Source organism: Mesorhizobium sp. P2_E10, from assembly GCF_056404235.1.
This window is the reverse complement of sequence record NZ_JBFUEK010000001.1, coordinates 423,188-447,493: the sequence shown is the minus strand read 5'-3', so window position 1 is coordinate 447,493 and position 24,306 is coordinate 423,188. Positions and strand designations below refer to the sequence as shown.

Here is a 24,306-nt window from a genome sequence, read left to right as displayed (position 1 = left end):
TCGAAATACAGTCGACTTCGCTCGACCAGTTCAGAGGCTAGGCCCTAACCGAACAGGGCTTCCATCATAGAAGCGTGACAGTCGAAAGCGGCTGAGGTCGTGCCCGGTCTCGTTTCCCTGCATCATATCGGCAACGACGCGACCGATTCCAGGCCCGATACCGAAGCCGTGACCACTCATTCCCGTCGCGACGAAAAGACCGCCGACTGCCTGTACCTGATCCACGACCGGGACGACGTCGGGCATGGCGTCGATCATGCCGCCCCAGCTGGTTTTTAGGCGAACCCTCTCGAATTGCGGAAAAAGACGTTTGAACCTGCGTTCTATCGAACGCAGACGGGCCGGTTCAGGAGCCGGGCTGAGCACTCGCATTCTCTCAAAAGGGCTCCGCGAATCCGGCGCCCAATCGCGCGGGGTCGACCATGCATCGGGGTAGCCTGAGGGCGCGAGCGGGAAATAGCGTGTTCCCAGCGGATTGTCCCTGAGAGCGGGAAGATATTTGGTGGCGTGCCGGAAGGCGTCAGGTCCCAGGTAATGCAGATGGCTGCCGCCTGCAGCGAGCGTGTAGCCGCCATCCTGCCGGCGCCTGAAAGCGATGCGTTCGTCAGTCGCCGCACCTGCATAGATTTCAGGCAGGGGTTCCGTTGCGGCTACGGTTACCCTGACGCTGAGTTGGGGGATGGAGACGCCGTGTCTTCGAAGGAAGAGGGACGACCAGGCGCCGCCTGCGACCAGTACGCTGGAGGTCTCGATGTATCCCGCCTCGGTCCACACGCCCTTGATCCTGCCGCCTGAGATTTCGAGGGTCCGCGCTGCGCAATTCTCTACGATTCTCGCACCCTTTCTGACGGCAAGCCGAGCAAGCGCAGGCACTGCCAGCCAAGGCTCCGCGCGCATATCGGAGGGTGTCGTCATCGCGCCCTTGAACTTGCGCGACATGCCTTTGATGAGCTTCGCGGTTTCATCTGTGTCCAGGAGGTGCGTGTCGAGTTCATGGATCGCGGCGATCTTCATGAACTGTTCGAAGCCGGCCATGTCCTTGTCGGAGTTCGCCAGGTAGGTCACGCCGGTCTGGGTCAGCCCAATGTCTTCGCCGCATTCTTCAGCCAGTTGCCGCCACAGGCGAATAGCCTCAATGACGACAGGCAGTTCATCCGCGTCTCGTCCCTGCTTTCTGATCCAGCCCCAGTTTCGCGACGACTGTTCGGCCGCAACGCGTCCCTTTTCCAGCAGCGTCACCGGAATGTTGCGCTGCGCAAGGAAGAGAGCTGTGGTCACGCCGATAATACCGCCACCAACGATGACCACCTCCGACCTCTTCGGCGGTGGGCCAGGATGCTGGATTGGATCCGTTTCGGAGAACGGGAATGTGGGCAAAGGGCGCACCCTGGAGGACTGGCTGATGGCTCTGGCTATCTGGTTGCCACCCTGCAAAAGCCAAAGCAAGGGCGGGTACAGGCAGATCCCTAAACCGGCGCTCCTGCAACCGAGCCCCTGACCACCAGGTCAACCGGCCAGACCTCGCCGCGAGCCCCTTCTTCCAGGCCGGAGATGCGCGCCGCGAGCCGCTCGGCGACGCGCGCGCCGGCGAGCCGGATCGACGAGCGCGTCGTCGACAGCGGCACGGAGAAATTCTCCGGCTTGAGCCACGGAAAAACGTCGTCATGGGCGATCAGCGACAGATCGCCGGGAATGGTCAGGCCGAGATCACGCACCGCGCGCACGACACCGAGCGCCATGATCAGGCTGGAGCAGGCGATTGCCGTCGGCGCGTCACCCTGTTCGAGCAGTCGCCTGGCGGCGCGATAGCCATTCTCCTCGGTCATGGCGAGCGAACAGACATGGCGCTCGCCGAGCGTCAGCCCACTGGCCGCCAGCGCCCGGCGCACGCCGCGCTCGCGATGGATGGCGAAGGTCTCGCGGTCGTCGCCGTTGATCAGCGCCAGCCGCCGGTGTCCGAGCTGGATAAGCAGCCGTGCCGCCTCGTGAAAGGCGCCCTCATTGTCGATGTCGGTGAAGGGATAGTCGAAATCGAAGCCGTCGCTGCGGCCATGGACGATGAAAGGGATGCCAAGCGTGTTGACCAGCGCCACCCGCCGGTCGGTCGGGCGGGGTGAGGAGATGTAGACGGCGTCGACCTGCCGGTTGGCGACGATACGCCGATAGGTGGTCTCCTGGTCATCGGCATCGGCGGGTGACAGCACCAGGTCCAGCTCGTGCGAGCGGGCGTAGTCGCCGAGGCCGGACAGGAATTCGACGAAATGTGGATCGATATCGACGGCCGTGCCGGTGGGCAAGACATAGCCGATCATGCCGGTCTTGCCGGTCGCCAGCCGGCGCGCGCTCGGGTTCGGACGGTAGCCATGGCGCTTGGCGGCATCCATCACCCGCCGGCGCGTTTCCTCGTTGACCTCAGGGTAGCCGTTCAGCGCGCGGCTTACCGTGGTCTGCGATAGCGCCAGCATATGGGCGAGCTGTTTGAGGTTCACCGGAGGCCTCCAAGCCTCAAAGCGCTTTTAAATTGAATCGATCTAGGCGCCATGGACAGCGCAACCAAGCGTGCCGACCATAAGCACCGTTTCGTACGGGTTTGAAGTAAAATTTGCTGTTGCACTGCCATAAAAGCATGCTGCGCTGCACTTTCACTGGCTTTCACTGCAAAAATTAAATCGATTAGCTTTTCGCCCTCTTGACTTCCGACCGATTCAATGGCGTGATCAAAAAAGCCAAAGCGCTTTGGAAGACTCTGCGGAAGGTTGCGGTTCCTTTCCGACTGAGTCACAGTCCTGCAGCGTCGGCGGGCGGAATGGAGGTTCCGTCCGGGTGTTTGTGACCACTGGGAGGAATACCAATGAAGAAAATGCTTCTGCTGGGCGCCGCGTTTGCTACGCTCGCCCTGAGCGCACCGGCGCAAGCCGAACTGAAATTCAAGCCGGGCGAAGACCCCCGCTTCAACTGGGCGAATTTCGAAGAGCTCAAGAAAGTCGACCTCAAGGGCGAGACGCTGACGATCTTCGGACCATGGCGCGGCGAGGACGAGGGCCTCATCCGCACCGTTCTCGACTATTTCTCGGAAGCCACCGGCGCCGAGATCAAGTACTCCTCGTCGGAGAACTACGAACAGCAGATCGTCATCGACACGCAGGCCGGCAGCCCGCCCAACATCGCCGTGCTGCCGCAGCCGGGCCTGATCCAGGATCTGGCATCGAAGGGCCTGTTGACGCCGCTCGGCGACGACACCGCCAAATGGGTCAAGGACAATTACGGCGCCGGCCAATCGTGGGTCGACCTCGGCACCTTCAAGGACAAGGACGGCAAGCCCGGTTTCTTTGCCTTCCCCTACAAGGCCGACGTGAAATCGCTGGTCTGGTACTCGCCGGACAATTTCGAGGAAGCCGGCTACAAGGTTCCGAAGACGCAGGAAGAACTGGCCGATCTCGAGAAGAAGATCATCGCCGATGGCGGCACGCCGTGGTGCATCGGGCTCGGTTCGGGCGGCGCCACCGGCTGGCCGGCGACCGACTGGGTCGAAGACATCATGTTGCGCACGCAGACACCCGACGTCTACGACAAGTGGGTGAAGAACGAAATTCCGTTCAACGATCCGGCCGTGGTCAACGCCATCGACATTTTCGGCAAGATCGCCACCGACGACAAGATGGTCGATGGTGGCGCCAAGGCGGTTGCCGCGACCGATTTCCGCGACAGCCCGAAGGGTCTCTTCTCGGTGCCGCCGAAATGCTACCTGCATCACCAGGCGTCTTTCATTCCGACCTTCTTCCCGGAAGGCACGAAAGTCGGCCAGGACGCGGACTTCTTCTACTTCCCGCCCTACGCCTCCAAGCCTGACCTCGGCACACCTGTGCTTGGCGCCGGCACGCTGGCCATGATCACCAAGGACTCTAAGGGTGCGCGCGCCTTCATCGAATTCCTGAAGATGCCGCTCGCCCATGAGATCTGGATGGCCCAGGGCGGTTTCGTGACGCCGTTCAAGTCGGTCAACAAGGATGCCTATGCCAGCGACGCGCTGAGGAAGCAGGGCGAAATCCTCGCCAATGCCTCGACCTTCCGCTTCGACGGCTCGGACCTGATGCCGGGCAAGATCGGTGCCGGCGCGTTCTGGACCGGCATGATCGACCTGGTCGGCGGCAAGTCCGCCCAGGATGTCGCCACCGACATCCAGAAGAGCTGGGACGCGATCAAGTAAGCAGCCGATTATCCGACTGGACGTTCGTTTCGACTACCGATCCGGGCCATCGAGGCCCGGATCCGACCGGCGGCCCGTGCTGCGGCGATTGTCATGAGCACATAGATTTTCCGGCATGAAGCGCGATCGGCAAAGGGGGGACCCGCTCTGCCTGCCGATTGCGCTCTGAACAACTGAATCGGCGCATCTCATCGCCTGGGTCGTTCGACTTTGGCCGATGCTGCGCAGGGGAGGAACCCATGGCGGCTCAGATTTTCTCGGCCATATTCGTCATCATCGTCGGCGTCGGCGGCTGCGTCGCCTATTTCTGGGGCGCCAACAAGCTGGTGGACATCATATTCCCGTCACGCGGCGTTGCCGGTGCGGCTGCCATCGACAATCTGCGCCGGCAAGGACTGGTCCGGCCATGGCTGTTTGTCGGCCCAGCCATGATCATCCTGACCATCTATCTGATCTACCCGGTGGTCGAGACGCTGCGATTGTCGTTCCTCGATCGCGGCGGCATTCATTTCGTCGGCCTGGCCAATTATCAATGGGCGTTCGGCGACCGCGAGTTCCGCAACTCGATCCTCAACAACATCATCTGGCTGGCGGTCGTGCCCGCCGCCTGCACCTTCCTCGGGCTGATCATCGCCGTGCTCACCGACAAGATCTGGTGGGGCACGATCGCCAAGAGCCTGATCTTCCTGCCGCTGGCCATCTCCTTCGTCGGCGCCAGCGTCATCTGGAAATTCATCTACGAATATCGCGGCGACGGCCAGACACAGATCGGCCTGCTCAACGCCATCATCCAGTATTTCGGCGGCCAGCCGCAGGTGTGGATATCGCTGCCCTTCTGGAACAATTTCTTCCTGATGATCATCCTGATCTGGATCCAGACCGGCTTTGCCATGGTCATCTTGTCCTCGGCCTTGCGGGGCATCCCGGAAGAGACGCTGGAGGCCGCGGTCATCGATGGCGCCAACCCGTTCCAGATCTTCTGGAAGATCATGGTGCCGCAGATCTGGGGCACCATCGCCGTGGTCTGGACCACCATCACCATCCTGGTGCTGAAGGTCTTCGACATCGTGCTGACCATGACCAACGGCCAATGGAACAGCCAGGTGCTGGCCAATCTGATGTTCGACTGGATGTTCCGCGGCGGCGGCGATTTCGGCCGCGGCGCCACCATCGCCATCATCATCATGATCGCGGTCATCCCAATCATGGTCTGGAACATCCGCCAGGCGAACAAAGAGACGGGAGGGCATTGAAATGGCCGTCGCAACCGGAAAGTCCTTTGCCAGCCGCTTCGGCGTCCACATCGCGGTTCTGATCTTCGTCGCGATCTGGACCGTGCCAACGCTCGGCATCCTGGTCTCCTCGCTGCGCGACAAGGACCAGATCATCGCCTCGGGTTGGTGGAATTCGTTCTCCAGCTCCAGCCAGACGGAAGCCGGCCGGCTGCCAGCCGCCTCGACGCAGGTCGAGAAGGACGGCAAGTTCGTCCTCCAGGGCAATATCTTCGGCGAAGGTGCCGCCCGCAACATCAGCGCCTTCGGCGTCAAGTCGGCCGCGCCGACGCAATATCCGGCCGGCACGACAGCCGATCTCGGCGACGGCGTGACCTTGCTGCTCAACGCCGACGGCACTTTCGTTATGTCCTCGCCGAAAGCTTTTGAGGGCGACCGCGGCCAGCGCGTCTATTACGCCTCGTCGGCGCCGCCAAAATTCACCACCGACAACTACAAGACCGTGCTGTTTTCGGAAGGCATCGGCCGCTCGTTCATGAACTCGCTGACGGTGACCATTCCGGCCACCGTCATCCCGATCCTGATTGCGGCGTTCGCTGCCTATGCGCTGGCCTGGATGCGCTTTCCCGGCCGGGCCCTGCTGATTGCGGTGATCATCGGCCTGCTGGTCGTGCCGCTGCAGATGTCGCTGATCCCGCTGTTGAAGCTCTACAACGGCGTCGGCTCCTTCTTCGGCATGCCGTCGAAAACCTATCTCGGCATCTGGCTGGCGCACACCGGCTTCGGCCTGCCCTTCGCGATCTACCTGCTTAGAAGCTATATTGCCGGCCTGCCGCGCGAAATCATGGAATCGGCGCGCATCGACGGCGCCAGCGACTTCGAGATTTTCGTCAAGATCGTCTTGCCGCTGTCGTTCCCGGTGCTGGCCTCCTTCGCCATCTTCCAGTTCCTCTGGGTATGGAACGATCTGTTGGTCGCGATGGTTTTCCTGGGTACCGAGGCGGACCAGATCGTGCTGACCGCCAAGCTCAATGCGTTGCTCGGCTCACGCGGTGGTGATTGGGAAATCCTGACGACATCGGCTTTCGTGACCATCATCGTGCCGCTGATCGTGTTCTTCTCGCTGCAGCGCTATTTCGTCCGCGGGCTGCTTGCAGGCTCGGTGAAAGGAGGCTGAGACCATGCAATCCGCTTTCAAGGCGACCTCGAAGCCCGATCTCGCCGTCGATCGCGACTGGTGGCGTGGCGCGGTGATCTACCAGATCTATCCGCGCAGCTATCAGGACTCGAACGGCGACGGCATCGGCGACCTCAAGGGCATTATAGGCAGGCTGCCCTACATTGCCTCGCTGGGCGTCGATGCCATCTGGATCTCGCCCTTCTTCAAGTCGCCGATGAAGGATTTCGGCTACGATGTGTCAGACTATTGCGACGTCGATCCGATGTTCGGCACGCTGGCCGACTTCGACGCCCTGACCGCCGAGGCGCACAGGCTCGGCCTCAAGGTGATGATCGACGAGGTGCTGTCGCATACCGCCGACAATCATCCGTGGTTCAAGGAAAGCCGCTCAAGCCGCACCAATGCCAAGGCCGACTGGTATGTCTGGGCCGACGCCAGGCCCGACGGCACGCCACCCAACAACTGGCTGTCGATTTTCGGCGGCTCGGCCTGGCAGTGGGACACCAGTCGCCAGCAATATTATCTGCATAATTTCCTGGCCGAGCAGCCCGATCTCAACTTCCACAGCCGTGCCGTCCAGGACGCGCTGCTCGAGGTCACCCGCTTCTGGCTGGAGCGCGGCGTCGACGGCTTCCGCCTCGACACCATCAACTTCTACTTCCACAGCCAGGGGCTGGAAAACAATCCGCCGCTGCCGCCGGAAGAGCGCAACGACCAGACCGCTCCTGCGGTCAACCCCTACAACTACCAGGACCATCTCTACGACAAGAGCCGGCCGGAAAACCTCGCTTTCCTCGAACGCTTCCGCGCGCTTCTCGACGAATATCCGGCAACCGCCGCGGTCGGCGAGGTCGGCGATTCGCAGCGCGGCCTGGAAGTTGTGGCGGCCTACACCGCGGGCGGGAAGCGCGTGCACATGTGCTATTCGTTCGATTTCCTGGCGCCCGAAAAGATCAGCGCAGCAAAGGTGCGCTCGGTGCTGGAATCCTTCGGCAAGGTCGCCAGCGATGGCTGGTCGTGTTGGGCTTTCTCCAATCATGACGTGATGCGCCCGGCGTCGCGCTGGGCCGCCGGCGAGGCCGACGAGACCGCCTATCTCAAGGTCATCTCGGCGCTGCTGATGTCGCTGCGCGGCTCGGTCTGCCTCTATCAGGGCGAAGAGCTCGGGCTCGGCGAAGCCGAGCTGCAATTCGAGGATTTGCAGGACCCCTACGGCATCCGCTTCTGGCCTGAATTCAAGGGCCGCGATGGCTGCCGCACACCGATGGTGTGGGATGCCACGGCCAAGAATGCCGGCTTCTCCTCGGCAAAACCCTGGTTGCCGGTGCCGGGAAAACACCTTTCGCAAGCGGTCAACGTGCAGCAGGGCGACGACAGCTCGCTGCTCGAGCACTACCGGCGCTTTCTGGCTTTCCGCCGTCTGCATCCGGCGCTGGCCAAGGGCGATATCGAGTTCATCGAAAGCGAGGGCGATACGGTCGCCTTCACACGTCGCGAAGGCAACGAGCAGATCGTCTGCGTCTTCAATCTCGGCGCCGGGCTGGCCAACATCGATCTCGGCGGCCGCGCGCTGCAGCCATTACCGGGGCACGGGTTTTCAGGACAGACTGGCGCCGGCTCTATCCGTCTTGGCGGCTACGGCGCCTGGTTCGGGCGTATCGACTGAATTTGCTAGAAGAATTCACTGGGAGGAAATCATGGCCGATGTCACGCTAAGACAAGTGAAAAAATCATATGGCAATCTGCACATTCTGCACGGCATCGATCTCGACATAAAGTCGGGCGAGTTCATCGTCTTCGTCGGCCCTTCGGGTTGCGGCAAGTCGACCTTGCTGCGGTCCATCGCCGGATTGGAGGAGATCACCTCCGGCGAGCTCAAGATCGCCGGCGAGGTGGTCAACGACGTGCCGCCGTCGAAGCGGGGCATCGCCATGGTGTTCCAGTCCTACGCGCTCTACCCGCATATGACCGTCTACGACAACATGGCGTTCTCGATGAAGATCGGCAAAGAGAACAAGGCCGAGATCGACCGGCGCGTGCGCCAGGCGGCGGAAATCCTGCAGCTGACCAAATATCTCGACCGCTTGCCCAAGGCGATGTCGGGCGGCCAGCGCCAGCGCGTCGCCATCGGCCGCGCCATCGTGCGCAATCCAAAAGTGTTCCTGTTCGACGAGCCGCTGTCCAACCTTGATGCGGCTCTGCGCGTCGCCACCCGCATCGAGATCGCCAAGCTCAAGGAATCGATGCCCAACACGACGATGATCTACGTCACCCACGACCAGGTCGAGGCGATGACGCTGGCCGACCGCATCGTGGTGCTCAAGGAAGGTCATATCGAGCAGGTCGGCACGCCAATGGACCTCTACAAGAAACCGGGCAATCTGTTCGTTGCCCAGTTCATCGGCTCGCCGGCCATGAACATCTTGCCGGCGACGATCGAAACAACCGGCAATTCGACTGTCGTCAGCCATGTCGGCGGCCGCAAGGCGACGGTGCCAATCACCACGCCGGCTTCAGCGAAAGGCGCCGCGGTAAGCTTCGGCGTGCGACCGGAGGATCTGGTGGTCTCCACCGGCGCCGATTATCTTTTCGAGGGCAAGGTGGACTATGTCGAACAACTCGGCGAGGTTCAGCTCATCTATGTCGACATCGGCCGCGCCGACCTGCCGCTGGTGACCAAGCTGCCCGGCAATGTCGAGGTCAAGCGCGGGGCGACGCTGCGGCTGAGCGCGGATGGCGGTGACCTGCATATCTTCGACGCCGACGGACATTCCTTCGCACTGCACAAGCCGGAAGCAAAGGCGGCTTGAGGCCGACCGGTCCGTATCAACAAAAAAGAGCGGCGGGCCTGGCCCGCCGCTCTTTTTTCTGGAGACCGACTTCGGCTGTTAGTTGTTGCCGAAGAGGTTCCGGTCGCTGCCCTGAGGGGCCGACTTCTGGGCGTCACCCGACGAGTTCAGCAGCTTGTAGACCGGCGAGCCGGTGTTGCGCACCGAAGACGTCTGCGTCTTATCGACGTTGACGGTCGCCTGCTTGTTGATGTCGGTCCCGCCAACGCTGTCGTTGTGGGCATAGGCGCTGCCGGCGGCAATCATGATGGCGGCGGCGGCAAGAACAATCTTCTTCATCTTAAGTCTCCTGAGTTTTTGGTTTCCAGAAAGCGGCAAAGCGCTTTGCCGGATCGGCTTAGTTGTTGCCGAAGAGGTTACGGTCGCTGCCCTGAACGGCGGGCTGCTTGTCAGCCGGAGCCGACTTCTGGATGGAAGCCGTGTACGAGCTGTCGACAGCCGGGGCGGCCTGGTTGTCGCCGAAGTGGTCGCTGCCAGTGGCGAAGGCGCTGCCGGTGATGGCCAAAACGGCCGCGGCGGTGAGAACAATCTTTTTCATTTTAAGTACTCCTGAATGTCTGAATTCCACCAAGGCGGCGGGGCAAACCCGCCGTCCGTTGGGAATCGGCTGTTAGTTGTTGCCGAAAAGGTTACGGTCGCTGCCCTGAACGACGGGCTGCTTGTCAGCCGGAGCCGACTTCTGAATGGAAGCCGTGTACGAGCTGTCGACCGAGGCGGCAGGCTGGTTCGCACCATTGGAACCAAAGTGGTCGCTACCAGCGAAGGCGCTGCCGGTGATGGCCAGAACGGCGACGGCAGTGAGAACAATCTTTTTCATTTTTAGTACTCCAGTATTTTAGTTCATCAGTCCGTCTAGCGGCGTGTCTTGGAAGGAAATTCGCGTCGTTCGGACAGCCCCGATGTGGGTGAGGCCAGCGCCTGTTTCCAATCACGAAGTTGTTCCGCGTGGACCATGGCTCTGCACCTTGAAATTGTACCAGAGCCTCCTACACTTTCTATTTTAGTTAATAGTTTCAATTCGTTATGCTGTGCCACCGGTGAGCCAGCTGACGAATTGGCAAACCAGCGTTCACAGCGTCCTGCACGCTCTGTCAACAGAAACGAACCGTTCGGTTCGATTTTAGAAACTACTAATAGTCACTTCGAAACTGTTAACTGTTTTTAGCCCCGCCGCAGGTCGAATCCGACGCGCGAAGCGGGCGGGTCGCGGCCAGTGAAAAGGCTGGGTTCGCGTCACAAATCCTGGTCGGTGCATTTCGCCTATGGTGTCGCGCCGCATGGATGCGATGTCGCTTTCATGCCGATGGCGCGGCCGCTGTCGTGATTAGATGATGGCATCTCAGGTGCCGCTTCGTGACGATGAAGCGGAGAATTGGGAAGCCGGTCAAAACCCGGCGCTGCCCCCGCAACGGTGGTGGAGTTCAAGTCGCAACGGGAGACCACTGGGCCACAAGCCTGGGAAGGTGTCGCGACCGTCCGCAAGGACACTCCAGAGCCCGGAAACCAGCCCGAGATAGCTAGACTCGACTGATCGCGGTGGGCGGTCAAGAGGTGGATGGTGCATGCCGGCCTTGTCGCCGGATTGCGACCGGTCTTTCCTCCATCACCACCAAGTTCAGTCCTTTGAAGATGAGGACAGGACATGGATGCGCGCAACGACATGCTGAGGCTCTTGCACAGCCGCAGGGACGGCTACTCGCTCGAGCAGCCCTTCTATACCGATCCCGACTACTTCAAGCTCGACATGGAGCTGATCTGGTATCGCGACTGGCTGTTCATCGGTCATGATTGCGAATTGCCGAAGCCGGGCAGCTACATCACCGCCCAGGTCGGCGACTATCCGGTGGTGCTGGTCCGCGACCAGCAAGGCAAGATCAACGCGTTTCACAATTCCTGCCGTCATCGCGGCAGCCGCGTCTGCAACGCAGAGAAAGGCACTGCGGCCAAGCTCGTCTGCCCCTATCACCAGTGGACCTACGAACTGGACGGCAGGCTCCTGTTCGCACGGCAGATGGCCGATGGTTTCGACAAGAGCCAGTTCAGCCTGAAGCCGGTGGCCTGCGAGAGCGTCGGCGGCTACATCTTCATCTGCCTGGCCAGGGAGCCGGCGGACTTCGCGCCGATGCGCGCCATGATCGAACCCTATCTGTTGCCGCACCGGCTGCGCGAGGCAAAGGTCGCCTTCGAATCGACCATCGTCGAAAAGGGCAACTGGAAGCTGGTCTGGGAGAACAACCGCGAGTGCTATCACTGCGCCGGTAACCATCCGGAACTGTGCAAGACTTTCCCGGAAGCGCCGACCGTGACCGGTGTGCAGGGTGCCGACAGCGACCCTGAAATGCTGGCGCACTGGGCGAAGTGCGAGGCAACGGGCCTGCCGAGCAAGTTCCGCATCGATCCCACCGGACAGTTTCGCGCCACCCGCGCGCCGCTGCTGCGCGATGCCGTCAGCTATACGATGAACGGCAAGCGCGCGGTGAAGAAGAACCTTTCCGACAGCGTTTCGGCCGACCGCATCGGCACCTTGATGCACTACCACTACCCGACGACCTGGAACCACATCCTCATCGACCACGCCGTTACCTTCCGCGTGCTGCCGATCAGCGCCACGGAGACGGCGGTGACGACGAAATGGCTGGTCCACAAGGATGCGGTGGAAGGCGTCGACTACGACCTCGCCGAGCTCACCCATGTCTGGACCGAGACCAACGACCAGGACCGCCGCATCGTCGAAGAGAACGCCTTCGGCATCCTGTCGCCGGCCTATGAGCCCGGCCCCTATTCGGAGTTGCATGAAGGCGGCGTGATCCAGTTCGTCGACTGGTATGCCCGCTTCATCGAGCCGCGCCTTGCCGAGGGCGGCCGGCCCGCGCTGCGCAGCGTCGCCTAGCACATGGCGCCCAAAAGTGTTGAGCGGTTTTGGAGTAACGCCATGTGCAGCATGAAAAGGTCGGAAGGATGAATGCGATGACGGACCTTGGCCTCTACCGCCATCTCGACGAGATGGCGCCCTGGAACGACAGGCTGCAGGTGTTGGAAGTGATCGGCGTCAGCGACGAGGCGCCGGAGGTGAAGACCTTCACCTTCCGCTCTGACAATCAGACCTGGTTTCGCTACAAGCCGGGGCAATTCGTGACACTGGAACTGCCGACCACCGAGGGCCCGCTGATGCGGACCTACACGCTGTCGTCCTCACCGTCGCGGCCGTTCTCGATTGCGGTGACGGTGAAGGCCCAGGCCGGCAGCGTCGGCACGCGCTGGATGTTCGATAATTTGAAGCCCGGCGTCCACGTGAAGGCCTATGGACCGGCAGGCGACTTTTCGCTGCACAGCCACCCCGCGGCCAAATATCTGTTCATTTCGGCCGGCTCCGGTGTGACGCCGATGATGTCGATGCTGCGCTGGCTTAACGACTGCGCGCCGTGGACCGATGTCGGCTTCGTCAACTGCGCGCGGCGCCCGGAAGAGATCATCTTCCGCAAGGAACTCGAATTGCTGGGAAGCCGCATGCCGGGCCTGTCGCTCGGCTTCATGATCGAGGAGCGGTCGAGCCGCGAAGGCTGGTTCGGGCATATGGGGCGGATCGACGCGATCCGGCTGCCGCTGCTGGCGCCGGACTTCCGCGAGCGCGAAATCTTCTGCTGCGGCCCGGACCCGTTCATGCGCGCGGTGCGGCAGATGCTGGAGGCCTCCGGCTTCGACATGGCCTATTACCACCAGGAGAGTTTTGCGGCTCCCGCTGTGGAAGAAGTCCCGGCTCCGTTCACATCGCCGGCTGGGATCGAAGTGCCTGCCGACACTGTTACGCCGGTTCGCTTCTCGCTTTCGGATGTCGACGCCGAATGCGTTGCCGGCCAGACCGTGCTGCAGACGGCGCGCGCTTCGGGTGTGAGAATCCCTGCAGCGTGCGAGTTCGGCCTGTGCGGAACCTGCAAGGTGAAGAAGGTTTCAGGCGAGGTCGAGATGAGCCACAATGGCGGCATTCTCGATCACGAGATCGATGACGGCTTTATCCTTGCCTGTTGCTCGCGGCCGCTGTCGGCGCTCGAGATCGAGGCCTGACAGGACCGCGGATTGGCCGCTTGCCTTTGCGTATCAGCCTGGCCCTGGCCGGCGCTCTGTCTTGCCAAAGAACGGCCAAGTGGCTAGACGCTTTTCCAGGGCAAGGCGAACCGCAGCGACCGGTGATCGCTTTCGGGCAGCCTGGTGTGGGGACGTTTTGATGGAGCAATTGGTCTACGCGGTCGCGAGCAAGGACATCGTTTTCGAGTCCTTTGACGGCGAAGCCGTAGTCCTCGATCTTTCGAACGGGAAATATTTCGGCTTCTCCGATTCGGGCAGCGGGGTCTGGCAGGCGCTGTCGTCCGGTGTTGGCGCCCACGCACTGGTCGGACAAGCGGCTGGCGGGGCCACAATCAGGTTAGCCGAGCTCGACAGCTTCATTTCCCAACTGCTCGAATTCGGCTTGCTCGTGCGTGCGGCCGATGCAGCCGCGCAACCCATCTCGGGCGCCCTGCTGGCCCAACTCGCCGGCAGCAGCGAGCCGCTCAAGGTCGACATCCATGACGACCTTGCCGATCTCATTCTTGTCGACCCGATCCACGAGGTCGAGGAACCTCTCGGTTGGCCGGCGGTCAAGCCGGCGCCCTGAAACCACCCAAGTGGCCCGGTCGGGCAACGCTGGAAGTCAGCCATGCCAGGCGTCACCCTTCAAACCCTGACCGACTATGCCCGTCATGTGCTGGCGGCGGCGGAAAGCGCGACTGAGCGCTATCCGGTCACCACCACGGTCCGCTTGCCGCGGCTGGATCTGACGGCGCATCTCAGCCCCGGCGCCTTGGCCGAAGCTGTCGGCCATGGCCTCGTCCCTGCTCCCGACGACCAGCCGAGCGTGGGCGACTGCCGCATTTTCGTCGCCGATCCTGATGTTGAGGGCATCCCCGCCCCGGCGACATGGGGCCAAGCCGACTACACGCATCACGCCTTCGCCACACAGCTGGCCGAAGCCGGATTGCGCGGCAGCTATTTCCATGACCTGGATTTCTGGCAGTTCTACGATCCCGAACGTCGCGTCGGTGCACAGCTGATGAGGTCCGCCGACGCGTTTCCGCCCTGGGAGCAAGGGGCGCCGCTGCGCGCCTTCCTGCATTGGGAGTATGCCGCGCGCGGCATGCGGCTTACCCATGCTGGTACGCTGGGCATTGGCGGCAAGGGCATGCTGCTCGCCGGCGCGGGTGGGGCGGGAAAATCGGGAACGGTTGTCGCCGGACTGCTCAACGGGCTCGACAGCGTCGGCGACGACTATGTGCTGATCGAAACCGACAATGGGGTGACTGCCCACCCCTTGTTTGCCACGCTCAAGCAGGACCCGGAAGGTTTCCGGCGGCTGCAGCTCGAACGAAGGTTGAAGTCGCACGGTCCGCTGAACTGGCAAGGCAAGTATCCGTTTCATATCGATGACATCGCGGTCCGGCCAGTACCTGCAAGTCTGGACATCGTCGCGCTGGTGGTGCCACATATCAGCGGTGGTGAGACAAGCTCGATCATGCCGGTGTCGCGCAAGGACGCCATGATTGCGCTGGCGCCATCCGGAATCGCACAGATGCCGGGCGAACGGGAAAGCGGCTTTCGCTTTTTTGGCGAACTGACACGCCAGCTGCCGTGCTATCGCCTGTCGCTGGGGACACGGCCCGAGGAAATCGCCGGCACGATTTCGGCGTTTCTCGCACGAGGCATTTTATGAAACTCAGCGTAATCGTGCCTGCCTATAACCGCGAGCGCTACGTCGTTTCGGCATTGCGGTCGCTGCTCAGGCAACGCGACGCCGCCGACCTCGATATTATCGTCATCGATGACGGCTCAACCGATGGCACGGCCGAGGCGGTGCGCGCCATGATGGGTGAGACTTCGTGCATCCGCCTTTTCCAGCAAGCCAATGGTGGTGTCACCAAAGCACGCAATGCCGGCCTCAGGCAGCTTCTGCCGGAAACAGAGCTTGTGTCATTTCTCGATTCGGACGACATCTCGCCGGCCGGGCGTTTCAGGGCCGACCTTGCCTGCTTCGAAACCGATCCAGGTCTCGAACTGAGCTATTCGCGCATGACACTGGTTGATCTCATAGACGACGAGACACTGGAACCCGCAACCGAAAGCCACTGCGTGACCGTTCGCGGGATTCATCTGTCGGCGGGGATTTTTGCTCGCCAGTTTGTGGAACGCATCGGCAGTTTCGACGAGGACTTCAACCAGGCTGAAGACACCGACTATCTGCTGCGTGCCTTTGAAAGCAGTCCGAGATACACTATGCCCGATACCGTGGCTCTCTACTACAGGCGTCATCCCGGCAATATGACAAGGGAGGCCGATGTCCCCCTTCGCGAGTTCATGCGCGCCATCCACAAATCGATGAAGCGTCGCAAGGCCGATCCCTCCTTGCGTCCGATCGAAGGGATTTTCGATTTCAAAGAGCTCGCGCAGTGGCGCTTCATGTGATGAGCGGTTATGGCGTCGTCATCCCGACTTTCAACGCGGCAGCCACCATTGCCGAAACGCTGAGATCGATCACGGCCCAGACAGTGCAGGCCGAAACCATCGTCGTTGTCGACGATGGTTCCACCGACGACACCGTGGCGGTGATCGAAGCGCTGAAGCAGCCGGTGCGGCTTTTGCGCCAGGAAAACGCCGGCCCCGGCAGCGCCACGACAAGAGGCATCGCAGCGCTGTCGACCCCCTTCGTGGCGACGCTTGATGCGGATGATCTGTGGTTGCCGACCAAGATTGAAAGACAGCTTGCGCATCTGAACCGGCTCCCAGGGACATCGGGCGTTTTCACGCACTGGCGTACCTTTCGTGGCGATAGGCCCGAAGTGCCGGAAGTCACCTCTGTGGCGGGCTGGTCGCGGACCACAATGCTGATCCGCCGGGAGGTCGCCGATGCCGTCGGGCCGATTGTCGACCCGCAAGGGGGGCGTGGCGAGATGATCGATTGGATCGCTCGGGCGCGCGAGGCAGGTTTCGTTCTCGACATGCTGGATGAGGTGCTGGCGCTCAGGCGTATCCGACCAGGCAGCCTGTCTTATGGCCGCGATTCCACTCGCGACCGCGGCTATCTCGAAGTCGCGCGGCTCGCCATGCAGCGCCGGGCGCGTAACAAGGCGGTTCCCGATTGATGGCCAGGTCAGTCCGCCATATCGGCCGCCGGTTTCCGGACTATGGCTGGTCCTGGCCGACCGGCAAGCTCGACCAGTTGCTCAAGGCAGCCCTGCTTCCCGACGAGGAAGCGGCCTGCCAGCACGCGGCGCGCTGGCTCGACGAGAACGATATCGATCTGGTCTCCTTTCGCGAGCACCGGCTGCTGGCAGCGATTTCCGACAGGTTCGGCCGAAAACTCGCCGCCCATCCCGCCTATCCACGCCTTGTCGGCCTGCAAAAGATGCTGTGGACCAAATCGCGCATGGCAATGCGCGAGGCCGAACCGGCGCTGCAGGCAATGGTAGAGGCCGGCTGCGCCGTCATGCTGATCAAGGGCGCCAGCCGCATCGCCGTCAACGCCTCGGCGCAGCGCGGCCGGGTGGCGCATGACATCGACATATTGGTGCGCCTACAGGACATGACCGCTGCTTTCGACGTGCTGCGCGAGCGTGACTGGCAGATCGCCACCGGCGTCAGCCCGCACTATCTCAGGACCCGGCTGGCGTCCGTGCGCTCGATGAACTTCTTCAAGGGCAGTTTCGGCGACATCGACCTTCACCAGCTTGCCTATGACGGGTCGCAGCAAAGCACGGAAGACGATCTGGCGATCTGGCAGCGGGCGGTCGCGGCCGAATTCAGCGGCGTCAGCGTCTTTGTTCCGTCGCCGGCCGATCGTATGGCGCTGGCCATCGGTCATGGCGGCCTCGATGCCCACACCCACAGCGACTGGCTGGTTGACTGCGCCGTGGCCATCCATGGTGGCGCGGTCGACTGGGGGGTGTTCAACGACATCCTTGCCAAGCGTGGTCTTGCCGTTGCCGCGGCGGTGGCACTCTCCTATCTGGCACTCGAGATCGGCATTACGGTGCCTGGGACAGTTCTTGCAGGAACAGTTGATATGGCCGATCGCGCCGGCCTGTCGCGATGGTCCTCGGTGCTGCAAGCCAAACCGCGCACGGATTTCGGCGGCCTCGTCTGGCTGTCGCGCGGGTTCGCCAAGCAGTTGCGACTGAAACGCAAGCAAGGCCGGCTGCAGCAATCGGCGCCGGATGTCGTCTGGCGCGGCAAGACGACGAGGCGCAAGGTCGAGCCAACGCCGATCCCCTTCGTGCTGTCGCAAACCATCCCCAGTCCAGATGGGACCGGAGAGATGGTCCTGGATGTGACCGTCAGGATCGCCGTTCCCCCGGTGCGGCGGCGCATCGAAATGGAAATCAATGCCGCCGGCCGGCATGTCGCGCGCTTGCGCTCGATGGTCATCAGCCGCGCCGGCGGACAAAGAGTGCTGCACTTTCGCGGCAAGGTGACACTGGACGAGACGCGGCAGGCGCTGGTGCTCGAGGCACGACCGTCCCGCCAGTTCCGCACATGGGACGATCAAGCTGCCGTCGCCAGCTATGGCGCACTGCCCTTCCAGTTGCTCTCGGCAAAGTTCTCACCACTCGGCTGAAACCATCCCGCGAGCGCCCTCAGACCCCGTAGCGTTCGGTGCGAATGAGCCCTGCCGGAACGTCGGCGTCGATCAACGCCTGGGCAGCGGCGGAGACGAAGGCATTCGAGCCGCAGACAAAGGCGAGCTTTGGCGGCTCGGGCAGCCGTGCCATCGACTGCATCATCATGGCGGCATCGACCCGCCGCGAATAGTCCGCCGGACGTCGGGCGGCCTCGCGCGTCAAAGTCAGCACCAGGTCGAAACCATCGCGGCGGTCGTCGAGGCCGATCAGCTCGTCGCGGAAGATCACCTCGTCCCAGACGCGCACCGAGAACACCAGCGCGACCGGCGCCGCCGACTTCAACGCACCGCGATGGCGCACCATTGCCATCAGCGGCACCACGCCCGAACCGCCGCCGACGCACAGGATGGGGCCGCCCTCGCTGTCGGACCAGACGAAGTGACCGCCGAGCGGTCCGCGCAACTCGATCTCGTCGCCGACCGCCGCCACCTCGTGAAAGAACGGCGAGACCTCGCCGTCGTCGAGCTTTTCGATCGCCAGCTCGATTGTCGCGCCGGCTTCCGGTGCGGAGGCGATGGAGTAGGAGCGGCGCGCCTGATAGCCGTCGGGCGCCGTCAGCCTGACATCGACATGCTGTCCGGCCCGATAGGCGAAGGGCCGAGACAACAGGAAGAAGAAACTGGTGACGCGCGGCGTGCGCTTTTCGATGCGGGTGATTTTCGCCGTCTGCCAGGGCGATTGCACCGCCGATGCGTCGCTCATGGATCGTTCGTGTAGCGCTGCTCGCGCCACGGGTCACCATAGATGTGGTAGCCGCGCAATTCCCAGAAGCCCGGCTCGTCACGCTCGGTGAACTGCAGCCCGTTCAGCCATTTGGCCGATTTCCAGAAATAGAGATGCGGCACCAGCAGCCGCGCCGGGCCGCCATGGTCAGCGGTGATCGGCTTGCCTTCATAAAGCAGCGCCACCATCGCTTTGCCAATAGTGAGATCGGCTGTCGGCACATTGGTGGTGTAGCCGTCGAACGCATGCGCCAGCGTGAAGCCGGTCGGCGGCTCGATGCCGGCGTCGCCAAGAATGTCGTCGACCAGCACGCCTTGCCATGGTGTGTCGAACTTGGTCCATGCGGTCACGCAATGGATGTCGCGCGTCATCTTGGTCAAAGGCAGCGCGTTGAACTCGGCCCAGTTCCATTTCTTGATCGGGCGCGGCCCGTGCTTCAGGGTGAACGACCAGTCCTCGGTGCGCACGCGTGGTGTCGGCCCGGCCGACAGGACCGGAAAGCCTTGCTCGAGATACTGGCCCGGCGGAATGCGCTCATCCGTATCCGTCGGGGGCTTTCGCCCGGAAGAGAAGCCGCGAGTGACCATCGGGACAATCCGTTTGCGCTACGGCCGAAATCGACCGCAGCCAGTCTTCTCGAAGATTTCCCGGCGGGCAACAGGAATCTTGGGCTATCCGACAGGCTCGCCGCCGATGCGGCAAGCCTGTCGGGCTTCATGCCTCAGCCGGCAGCGAAGGGTACGGCCACGAATATCTGTGCGTCGCCGCGATCGACGAGCAGCAGCACGGATTTCCTCCTCGACTTGCCGGCCTGCGCGATCGCCTGATTTGCCTGTCTCGCGTTCTTAACCGGCGTCTGGTCGACGCCGACAATGACGTCCCCTGGCTGGAGGCCGGCAGCAGAGGCCGCCTTGTCCGGGTTGACGCGCTCGACCAGAGCGCCGCGCTGGTTGTCCTGCAGGTTCAGTTGCTCGCGAACATCCGGCGTGAGGTCGGTGAGGCCAAGGCCGAGTGACGGCACGCGCAAAGCCTGTTCAGAGGACTTACCGCCATTGCCTTCGGCCGAGGCGGTCTTCACATCATCGCCATTGCGCCCGACATCGGCGGAAATCTGCATGGCCTTGCCATTGCGCCAGACATCGAGCGTTTCCCTCGCGCCAGGCGCTACGTCGGCGACGGCACGCGACAGGTCTTTCGGTTCCTTTATCTCCTGACCGGCAAAGCCGGTGATGACGTCGCCGGTCTGGATGCCAGCCTTGGCCGCCGGCGATCCGTCGGTGACCTCGGAAACCAGCGCCCCGGCGGGATGGTCGAGGCCGATAGCACTGGCGACGTCCGGCGTCACCTCCTGGATTTGTACCCCGAGATAGCCGTATTCGATATTGCCGCCCTTCATCAGCTTGGCGACCACTTTTTGCGCCTGGTCGGACGGGATGGCGAAGCCGACCCCAACGCTACCGCCATTGGGCGAATAGATCGCCGTGTTGATGCCGACGACATTACCGCTGACATCCACCAACGGACCGCCGGAATTGCCGTGATTTATCGGCGCGTCGATCTGGATGAAATCGTCGAATGGGCCGCTGTGCAGGTCGCGGCCGCGCGCCGAGACGATACCTGATGTGACCGTGGTGCCGATGCCGAACGGGTTACCGAAAGCCAGCACCTGGTCGCCCGGCATGAGCTTGTCGGAATCGCCCCATTTGACGATCGGCAAAGCCTTGTCGGATTTCACCTTGAGCACGGCGAGATCGTTCTTGGTGTCGCGACCGACCAGCTTGGCGGGAAGTTCGGTGCCGTCGTCGAGCGTCACCTTGATCGAGGTGGCGCCATCGATGACGTGGTTGTTGGTAACGATGGTGCCGTCGGCACCGACAATGAAACCGGAACCCAGCGCCTCGGCGCGCTGCGACTGTTGCGGCGGCGGGGCCTTGGGCCCGGGGATGCCCTGATCGCCGAAGAACTGGCGGAAATAGTCGTCGAAGGGCGAACCGCCGTCGAAAGGAGAGTCCTCGCTCATGCCCTGCGGCCGCGCCTTCACGACGGTGGTGACGGTGACTACCGCCGGCTTGTCGGTGGCCACGATCGGGGCGAAGGAGCCGTTATGCCGGCGACAGGCGTCTGGGTTGTCGGAACGGCATTGCTCGCGCCCATGTTGTTCGCACTCTGAGCGAAAGACACGACAAAGGGGGATATGATCAGCGCAGCGCCCAGCAAGGCCGCGACGCGATGTCTGCTAAGGATATCTGACATGGTCGTTTGTCCGGGCGAGAGTTGATCCGGCGCCGCAGCCTCCCGGGGGGAGCATGCCATCGGCGTGTCGACGGTCGGGTTTCCCTGTCTCGCCTGGCCTGGGCAGCCAACCGGATCGACAACCAGCATCTAGGGCGCGGATCGGACCGATTTAGGGTTTTCGAGTGACCTTACGAAGATTTAATATCCGGGAGGCCGCTAGAGACCACCCGTCCGGCGCAAATAGGCCGTGGCGATCTCGCGCATCCGCTTGCCATCAAAACTTGGTCCGTGGCCGCCATGGCCGATGCGGATCGGCAGGTCGAGCAGCCGCTGCATCGTGCGGCGATAGGCGCCACGGTCGGAATCCGGCAGGTCGTCGATCAGTATGGAATCGTAGATGGCGTCGCCGGCGAAGAACAACCCGTCGGCCTCGTCGAACAGCGCAATCGAATCCGGGGAATGACCGGGCAGATGCAGCACGCGGAACTGCCGGTCGCCGAGATCGACGATGTCGCCCTCGTCGAGGGTGCGGGTCAGCGGCGCCGGTGGAATCCTGTAGTCTGCCGCCTTCCACCCCGGCGCCGGCAGTTTGGAGACGGCGCCGTCGAGATTGTGGAACATGTAGGCGTAGGTCACCGCTTCATCCATGGTCTCGAACGTTGCGGCGCTGTGGCTAGGCCCCGCCCGCAACGGAAACTCGTGCAGCGAGCCGACATGGTCGAGATGGATATGGGTGGCGACCGCAAGCAGCGGCTTGCCGGCGGGCGTGTCGATCTCCGGCGCCAGAGGGCAGATGCCCATGCCGGTGTCGACCAGAAGGTCGGCATCGCGGCCTTTGAGATGCCAGATGTTGGCGCTTACGAAATCATGCACGAACGGCTCGGTCAGCATCGTTGTCTTGGCATCGATAATTGTCTTGCCGAACCAGTCACCAACAACACGTTTGCCGCCAAACCGGTCAGCCATCAGACGAAGGGCTTCCCGACCTTGTACTTCTCCGGCACCAGCCGCTTGAGATAGGCCATGCCGGCTTCCGACAGCTGGTTGACGTCGGGCTTCATGAAATCGTCCGGCATGTGGCGCGTCTTGCCGGCGACATTCTTCAGCGGCACCTTCTTCAGCACGGTTTTCGTGCCATCAAATTGCAGCGCCACCGAACCGCCGCCCTGTTCGGCGACCGCGACGGCAAAGGCGCCGGCATCGAAGGCTTCCTGCGCGTCTACCGCGTTGATGGCGCCGACATAGCCGCGCGGCATGTAGCCGAGCGCATCGACACGCGCCCGCTTGCCCGGCAGCCCCTCGGCCAGCGCGCGCTCGAGCGCCGCCGGCAGGTCGCTGCCCGACAGCTTGACGTTGCCATGCGCGTCGCGCTCGAGTTTTTCCGGCGGCACCAGGCTTTCGACCAGCGCCTTGCCGTCGGCGGTGCTGACGCCTTCGGAGACGGCGACGATGCAGCGCTTGTGGCGGTCGAGCGTGGCGCGCACATCGTCGATGAAGCCCGCGGCCGAGAACGGCCGCTCCGGCACATAGACGAGGTGCGGGCCACTGTCGGGGTCGAGCTGCCATGCGGCCGCGGCGGCGGTGAGGAAGCCGGCGTGTCGGCCCATGACGATGCCGACATAGATGCCCGGCAAGGCGCGGAAATCGAGATCGACTGACAGGAAGGCGCCGGCGACGAACTCGGCCGCGGAAATGAAGCCCGGCGTGTGGTCGTTTTCCTCAAGATCGTTGTCGATGGTTTTTGGCGCGTGAACGAAAGCAATGCTTCCGCCGGCGGCGTCGGTCAGGATCTGCTGCGTGCCCGAGGTGTCGTTGCCGCCAATATAGATGAAGGCGTCGGCGCCGGCCTTCTTCAGGCCGTTGAGAATGACCTCGCAATAGGCGGCATCCGGCTTGTCGCGTGTCGAACCCAGCGCAGCACTCGGCGTTGCCGCGATCAGCCGCAGCCGGTCCTCGGGGATGGAAGAGAGATCGGCGTAGTTGCCGTCACGAATGCCGCGCACGCCGTGGATGGAGCCGAGAACCTTGGCGCCGGGATGCCGCTTGCGGATCTCGAGCGCGGCGCCAACCATGGTCTGGTTGATGACGGCGGTGGGGCCGCCGCCCTGCGCGATGACAAAGGTTCCTGACATTCTTCTTCTCTCCGGGATGGTGGCTTCGCAGGCACATTCGCCTGTCTTGGCGCATCACGCAACGGGAGAAACCAGAGCATGGTCCCGAAAGATCATGCTCAAACAAGAGATCGCGCAGCGGCCATGCGGGCCGCCGCGACGTCAGACGACGACGACCGGGTTTTTCTTGGAAACGCGGCTGTAGAGGTCGATGATGTCCTGGTTGATCAGGCGCACGCAGCCCGACGACATCGCCTGGCCGATGCTCGCCCACTCCGGCGAACCGTGGATGCGGTAGCCGGTGTCCTTGCCGTCCTGGTAGATGTAGAGGGCTCTGGCGCCAAGCGGATTGGTGAGGCCGCCGGGCTGGCCGTTTTGCCACTTCACCAGTTCCGGCTTGCGGGCGATCATTTCGGGCGGCGGCGTCCAGACCGGCCATTCCTTGCCGTACTGGATGTTGGCGCGGCCGGACCAGCGGAAGCCATCCTTGCCGATCCCGACGCCATAGCGGATGGCGTCGCCGCCGGGCTGCACCAGATAGAGCATGCGCTCCTGCAGGTGGACGACGATGGTGCCGGGCGCTTCGCCGGTCTGATCGACGACGATCTGGCGGCGGAACTCCGGCTTGACCTTCTTGTAGGGCACCGCGGGCACGACGAAACCGCCATCGGTGAGCGAGGCATACATCACATCCGGGCCGGTGATGTTCTTGTCGACGCTGATGGCAGGACGGACGGGGTGGACCGAGCCGGTGGTCAGATCGTCGAGCTGCAGCTGCGGCAGCTCGAGTGTCTGGGTGCTGCAGCCGGCAACGCCGAGCAGCGCCATGGCGCCGGCGCCCGACAGCATGGTGCGGCGGGAAAGCTGAAATTCGGGATTTTCGATGGCGTCGCCCTGAATTGGCGGCGTCAGACTTTGCGGCAACTCACGCATGTAACCCAAACCCTACGCTATCGGCGGGAAACACGGTCCGGCCGGATAGAAGCATTTTCACCAATCATGGTTGAAAAAGCGTGAAGACGCGCCACGCCGTCTTAACGCGGCTGACCGAACCGAGGTGCTGC

Annotated in this window: 22 protein-coding genes, 1 pseudogene and 1 riboswitch; of the genes and pseudogenes, 12 read left to right on the top strand and 11 right to left on the bottom strand. The window is 62.7% G+C overall.

Annotated features, from left to right (window positions below; translation table 11 throughout):
• Positions 1 to 30 precede the first annotated feature (30 nt).
• Together AC1D0N_RS02250 and AC1D0N_RS02245 are read right to left on the bottom strand one after the other, a co-directional pair.
• The gene (locus AC1D0N_RS02250) at positions 31 to 1,377 is read right to left on the bottom strand and encodes an NAD(P)/FAD-dependent oxidoreductase (protein ID WP_477240954.1); all 1,347 of its coding nucleotides are present in this window, start codon (positions 1,375 to 1,377) and stop codon (positions 31 to 33) included.
• Positions 1,378 to 1,466: 89 nt separating this feature from the next.
• Positions 1,467 to 2,489, bottom strand: a complete 1,023-nt coding sequence (locus AC1D0N_RS02245) for a LacI family DNA-binding transcriptional regulator (RefSeq protein ID WP_477240952.1) — start codon at positions 2,487 to 2,489, stop codon at positions 1,467 to 1,469.
• Positions 2,490 to 2,851: 362 nt separating this feature from the next.
• On the opposite strand from AC1D0N_RS02245, the gene AC1D0N_RS02240 reads away from it, so the two are divergent.
• The 5 genes from AC1D0N_RS02240 (at position 2,852) to AC1D0N_RS02220 (ending at position 9,429) form a co-directional block, all read left to right on the top strand.
• The gene (locus AC1D0N_RS02240; protein WP_477240950.1) at positions 2,852 to 4,207 is read left to right on the top strand and encodes an ABC transporter substrate-binding protein; all 1,356 of its coding nucleotides are present in this window, start codon (positions 2,852 to 2,854) and stop codon (positions 4,205 to 4,207) included.
• A gap of 239 nt (positions 4,208 to 4,446) precedes the next feature.
• The gene (locus tag AC1D0N_RS02235) at positions 4,447 to 5,460 is read left to right on the top strand and encodes a carbohydrate ABC transporter permease (protein ID WP_477240948.1); all 1,014 of its coding nucleotides are present in this window, start codon (positions 4,447 to 4,449) and stop codon (positions 5,458 to 5,460) included.
• Between the two features lies 1 nt (position 5,461).
• On the top strand, positions 5,462 to 6,616 hold the full coding sequence (locus AC1D0N_RS02230; protein ID WP_477240945.1) for a carbohydrate ABC transporter permease: 1,155 nt from the start codon (positions 5,462 to 5,464) through the stop codon (positions 6,614 to 6,616).
• A gap of 4 nt (positions 6,617 to 6,620) precedes the next feature.
• Complete coding sequence (bglA, locus tag AC1D0N_RS02225) at positions 6,621 to 8,285, top strand: beta-galactosidase BglA (RefSeq protein WP_477240943.1); 1,665 nt, start codon at positions 6,621 to 6,623, stop codon at positions 8,283 to 8,285.
• A gap of 31 nt (positions 8,286 to 8,316) precedes the next feature.
• Entirely contained in the window at positions 8,317 to 9,429 is a 1,113-nt protein-coding gene (locus AC1D0N_RS02220; protein WP_477240941.1) for an ABC transporter ATP-binding protein, read from the top strand.
• 78 nt (positions 9,430 to 9,507) lie between these two features.
• On the opposite strand, the gene AC1D0N_RS02215 is transcribed toward AC1D0N_RS02220, so the two are convergent.
• The 3 genes from AC1D0N_RS02215 to AC1D0N_RS02205 all read right to left on the bottom strand — a co-directional run bounded on the left by AC1D0N_RS02215 (position 9,508) and on the right by AC1D0N_RS02205 (position 10,285).
• Positions 9,508 to 9,747 (bottom strand): DUF680 domain-containing protein, encoded by a 240-nt coding sequence (locus AC1D0N_RS02215; protein ID WP_477240939.1) that lies wholly within the window; start codon positions 9,745 to 9,747, stop codon positions 9,508 to 9,510.
• Between the two features lie 58 nt (positions 9,748 to 9,805).
• Entirely contained in the window at positions 9,806 to 10,006 is a 201-nt protein-coding gene (locus AC1D0N_RS02210; RefSeq protein WP_477240938.1) for a DUF680 domain-containing protein, read from the bottom strand.
• Positions 10,007 to 10,078: 72 nt separating this feature from the next.
• Entirely contained in the window at positions 10,079 to 10,285 is a 207-nt protein-coding gene (locus tag AC1D0N_RS02205) for a DUF680 domain-containing protein (RefSeq protein WP_477240936.1), read from the bottom strand.
• 507 nt (positions 10,286 to 10,792) lie between these two features.
• Positions 10,793 to 10,994: riboswitch (cobalamin riboswitch) on the top strand.
• A gap of 116 nt (positions 10,995 to 11,110) precedes the next feature.
• On the opposite strand from AC1D0N_RS02205, the gene AC1D0N_RS02200 reads away from it, so the two are divergent.
• From AC1D0N_RS02200 to AC1D0N_RS02170, 7 genes are all read left to right on the top strand, one after another.
• Positions 11,111 to 12,358: an aromatic ring-hydroxylating oxygenase subunit alpha gene (locus AC1D0N_RS02200; protein ID WP_477240934.1), complete on the top strand. Its 1,248-nt coding sequence runs from the start codon at positions 11,111 to 11,113 to the stop codon at positions 12,356 to 12,358.
• 77 nt (positions 12,359 to 12,435) lie between these two features.
• Complete coding sequence (locus AC1D0N_RS02195; protein ID WP_477240932.1) at positions 12,436 to 13,530, top strand: FAD-binding oxidoreductase; 1,095 nt, start codon at positions 12,436 to 12,438, stop codon at positions 13,528 to 13,530.
• 160 nt (positions 13,531 to 13,690) lie between these two features.
• Positions 13,691 to 14,119 carry a PqqD family protein gene (locus tag AC1D0N_RS02190; RefSeq protein WP_477240930.1) on the top strand — a complete coding sequence of 143 codons (429 nt, stop codon included), beginning with the start codon at positions 13,691 to 13,693 and terminating at the stop codon, positions 14,117 to 14,119.
• 42 nt (positions 14,120 to 14,161) lie between these two features.
• Entirely contained in the window at positions 14,162 to 15,211 is a 1,050-nt protein-coding gene (locus tag AC1D0N_RS02185) for a serine kinase (protein ID WP_477240928.1), read from the top strand.
• Positions 15,208 to 15,960: a glycosyltransferase family 2 protein gene (locus AC1D0N_RS02180; protein WP_477240926.1), complete on the top strand. Its 753-nt coding sequence runs from the start codon at positions 15,208 to 15,210 to the stop codon at positions 15,958 to 15,960. Before AC1D0N_RS02185 ends, AC1D0N_RS02180 begins: the two co-directional genes overlap by 4 nt.
• On the top strand, positions 15,945 to 16,637 hold the full coding sequence (locus AC1D0N_RS02175; protein WP_477240924.1) for a glycosyltransferase family 2 protein: 693 nt from the start codon (positions 15,945 to 15,947) through the stop codon (positions 16,635 to 16,637). Before AC1D0N_RS02180 ends, AC1D0N_RS02175 begins: the two co-directional genes overlap by 16 nt.
• A complete protein-coding gene (locus AC1D0N_RS02170) occupies positions 16,637 to 18,109 on the top strand; it encodes a nucleotidyltransferase family protein (protein ID WP_477240922.1) in 1,473 nt (490 codons plus the stop codon). The genes AC1D0N_RS02175 and AC1D0N_RS02170 overlap by 1 nt, the downstream gene beginning before the upstream one ends.
• A gap of 19 nt (positions 18,110 to 18,128) precedes the next feature.
• On the opposite strand, the gene AC1D0N_RS02165 is transcribed toward AC1D0N_RS02170, so the two are convergent.
• The 6 genes and pseudogenes from AC1D0N_RS02165 to AC1D0N_RS02140 form a co-directional block, all read right to left on the bottom strand.
• A complete protein-coding gene (locus tag AC1D0N_RS02165) occupies positions 18,129 to 18,875 on the bottom strand; it encodes a ferredoxin reductase (RefSeq protein ID WP_477240920.1) in 747 nt (248 codons plus the stop codon).
• Positions 18,872 to 19,483, bottom strand: coding sequence for a molybdopterin-dependent oxidoreductase (locus AC1D0N_RS02160; RefSeq protein ID WP_477240918.1), 612 nt, complete (start codon positions 19,481 to 19,483; stop codon positions 18,872 to 18,874). Before AC1D0N_RS02160 ends, AC1D0N_RS02165 begins: the two co-directional genes overlap by 4 nt.
• A 134-nt stretch (positions 19,484 to 19,617) precedes the next feature.
• Positions 19,618 to 21,149 (bottom strand): annotated as a pseudogene (locus AC1D0N_RS02155) (DegQ family serine endoprotease).
• Between the two features lie 198 nt (positions 21,150 to 21,347).
• Positions 21,348 to 22,097 carry an MBL fold metallo-hydrolase gene (locus AC1D0N_RS02150; protein ID WP_477240916.1) on the bottom strand — a complete coding sequence of 250 codons (750 nt, stop codon included), beginning with the start codon at positions 22,095 to 22,097 and terminating at the stop codon, positions 21,348 to 21,350.
• Positions 22,097 to 23,263, bottom strand: a complete 1,167-nt coding sequence (locus AC1D0N_RS02145; RefSeq protein ID WP_477240914.1) for a diphosphate--fructose-6-phosphate 1-phosphotransferase — start codon at positions 23,261 to 23,263, stop codon at positions 22,097 to 22,099. Before AC1D0N_RS02145 ends, AC1D0N_RS02150 begins: the two co-directional genes overlap by 1 nt.
• A 141-nt stretch (positions 23,264 to 23,404) precedes the next feature.
• Positions 23,405 to 24,175 (bottom strand): L,D-transpeptidase, encoded by a 771-nt coding sequence (locus AC1D0N_RS02140; protein ID WP_477240912.1) that lies wholly within the window; start codon positions 24,173 to 24,175, stop codon positions 23,405 to 23,407.
• Positions 24,176 to 24,306: the final 131 nt, after the last annotated feature.

What these genes read in the sequence shown, in the direction of transcription:
- AC1D0N_RS02240 (WP_477240950.1), top strand. Translation starts at nt 2,852, where the DNA reads ATGAAGAAAATGCTTCTGCTGGGCGCCGCGTTTGCTACGCTCGCCCTG.
- AC1D0N_RS02235 (WP_477240948.1), top strand. Translation starts at nt 4,447, where the DNA reads ATGGCGGCTCAGATTTTCTCGGCCATATTCGTCATCATCGTCGGCGTC.
- AC1D0N_RS02230 (WP_477240945.1), top strand. Translation starts at nt 5,462, where the DNA reads ATGGCCGTCGCAACCGGAAAGTCCTTTGCCAGCCGCTTCGGCGTCCAC.
- bglA (WP_477240943.1), top strand. Translation starts at nt 6,621, where the DNA reads ATGCAATCCGCTTTCAAGGCGACCTCGAAGCCCGATCTCGCCGTCGAT.
- AC1D0N_RS02220 (WP_477240941.1), top strand. Translation starts at nt 8,317, where the DNA reads ATGGCCGATGTCACGCTAAGACAAGTGAAAAAATCATATGGCAATCTG.
- AC1D0N_RS02215 (WP_477240939.1), bottom strand. Translation starts at nt 9,747, where the DNA reads ATGAAGAAGATTGTTCTTGCCGCCGCCGCCATCATGATTGCCGCCGGC.
- AC1D0N_RS02210 (WP_477240938.1), bottom strand. Translation starts at nt 10,006, where the DNA reads ATGAAAAAGATTGTTCTCACCGCCGCGGCCGTTTTGGCCATCACCGGC.
- AC1D0N_RS02205 (WP_477240936.1), bottom strand. Translation starts at nt 10,285, where the DNA reads ATGAAAAAGATTGTTCTCACTGCCGTCGCCGTTCTGGCCATCACCGGC.
- AC1D0N_RS02200 (WP_477240934.1), top strand. Translation starts at nt 11,111, where the DNA reads ATGGATGCGCGCAACGACATGCTGAGGCTCTTGCACAGCCGCAGGGAC.
- AC1D0N_RS02195 (WP_477240932.1), top strand. Translation starts at nt 12,436, where the DNA reads ATGACGGACCTTGGCCTCTACCGCCATCTCGACGAGATGGCGCCCTGG.
- AC1D0N_RS02190 (WP_477240930.1), top strand. Translation starts at nt 13,691, where the DNA reads ATGGAGCAATTGGTCTACGCGGTCGCGAGCAAGGACATCGTTTTCGAG.
- AC1D0N_RS02185 (WP_477240928.1), top strand. Translation starts at nt 14,162, where the DNA reads ATGCCAGGCGTCACCCTTCAAACCCTGACCGACTATGCCCGTCATGTG.
- AC1D0N_RS02180 (WP_477240926.1), top strand. Translation starts at nt 15,208, where the DNA reads ATGAAACTCAGCGTAATCGTGCCTGCCTATAACCGCGAGCGCTACGTC.
- AC1D0N_RS02170 (WP_477240922.1), top strand. Translation starts at nt 16,637, where the DNA reads ATGGCCAGGTCAGTCCGCCATATCGGCCGCCGGTTTCCGGACTATGGC.
- AC1D0N_RS02165 (WP_477240920.1), bottom strand. Translation starts at nt 18,875, where the DNA reads ATGAGCGACGCATCGGCGGTGCAATCGCCCTGGCAGACGGCGAAAATC.
- AC1D0N_RS02160 (WP_477240918.1), bottom strand. Translation starts at nt 19,483, where the DNA reads ATGGTCACTCGCGGCTTCTCTTCCGGGCGAAAGCCCCCGACGGATACG.
- AC1D0N_RS02150 (WP_477240916.1), bottom strand. Translation starts at nt 22,097, where the DNA reads ATGGCTGACCGGTTTGGCGGCAAACGTGTTGTTGGTGACTGGTTCGGC.
- AC1D0N_RS02145 (WP_477240914.1), bottom strand. Translation starts at nt 23,263, where the DNA reads ATGTCAGGAACCTTTGTCATCGCGCAGGGCGGCGGCCCCACCGCCGTC.
- AC1D0N_RS02140 (WP_477240912.1), bottom strand. Translation starts at nt 24,175, where the DNA reads ATGCGTGAGTTGCCGCAAAGTCTGACGCCGCCAATTCAGGGCGACGCC.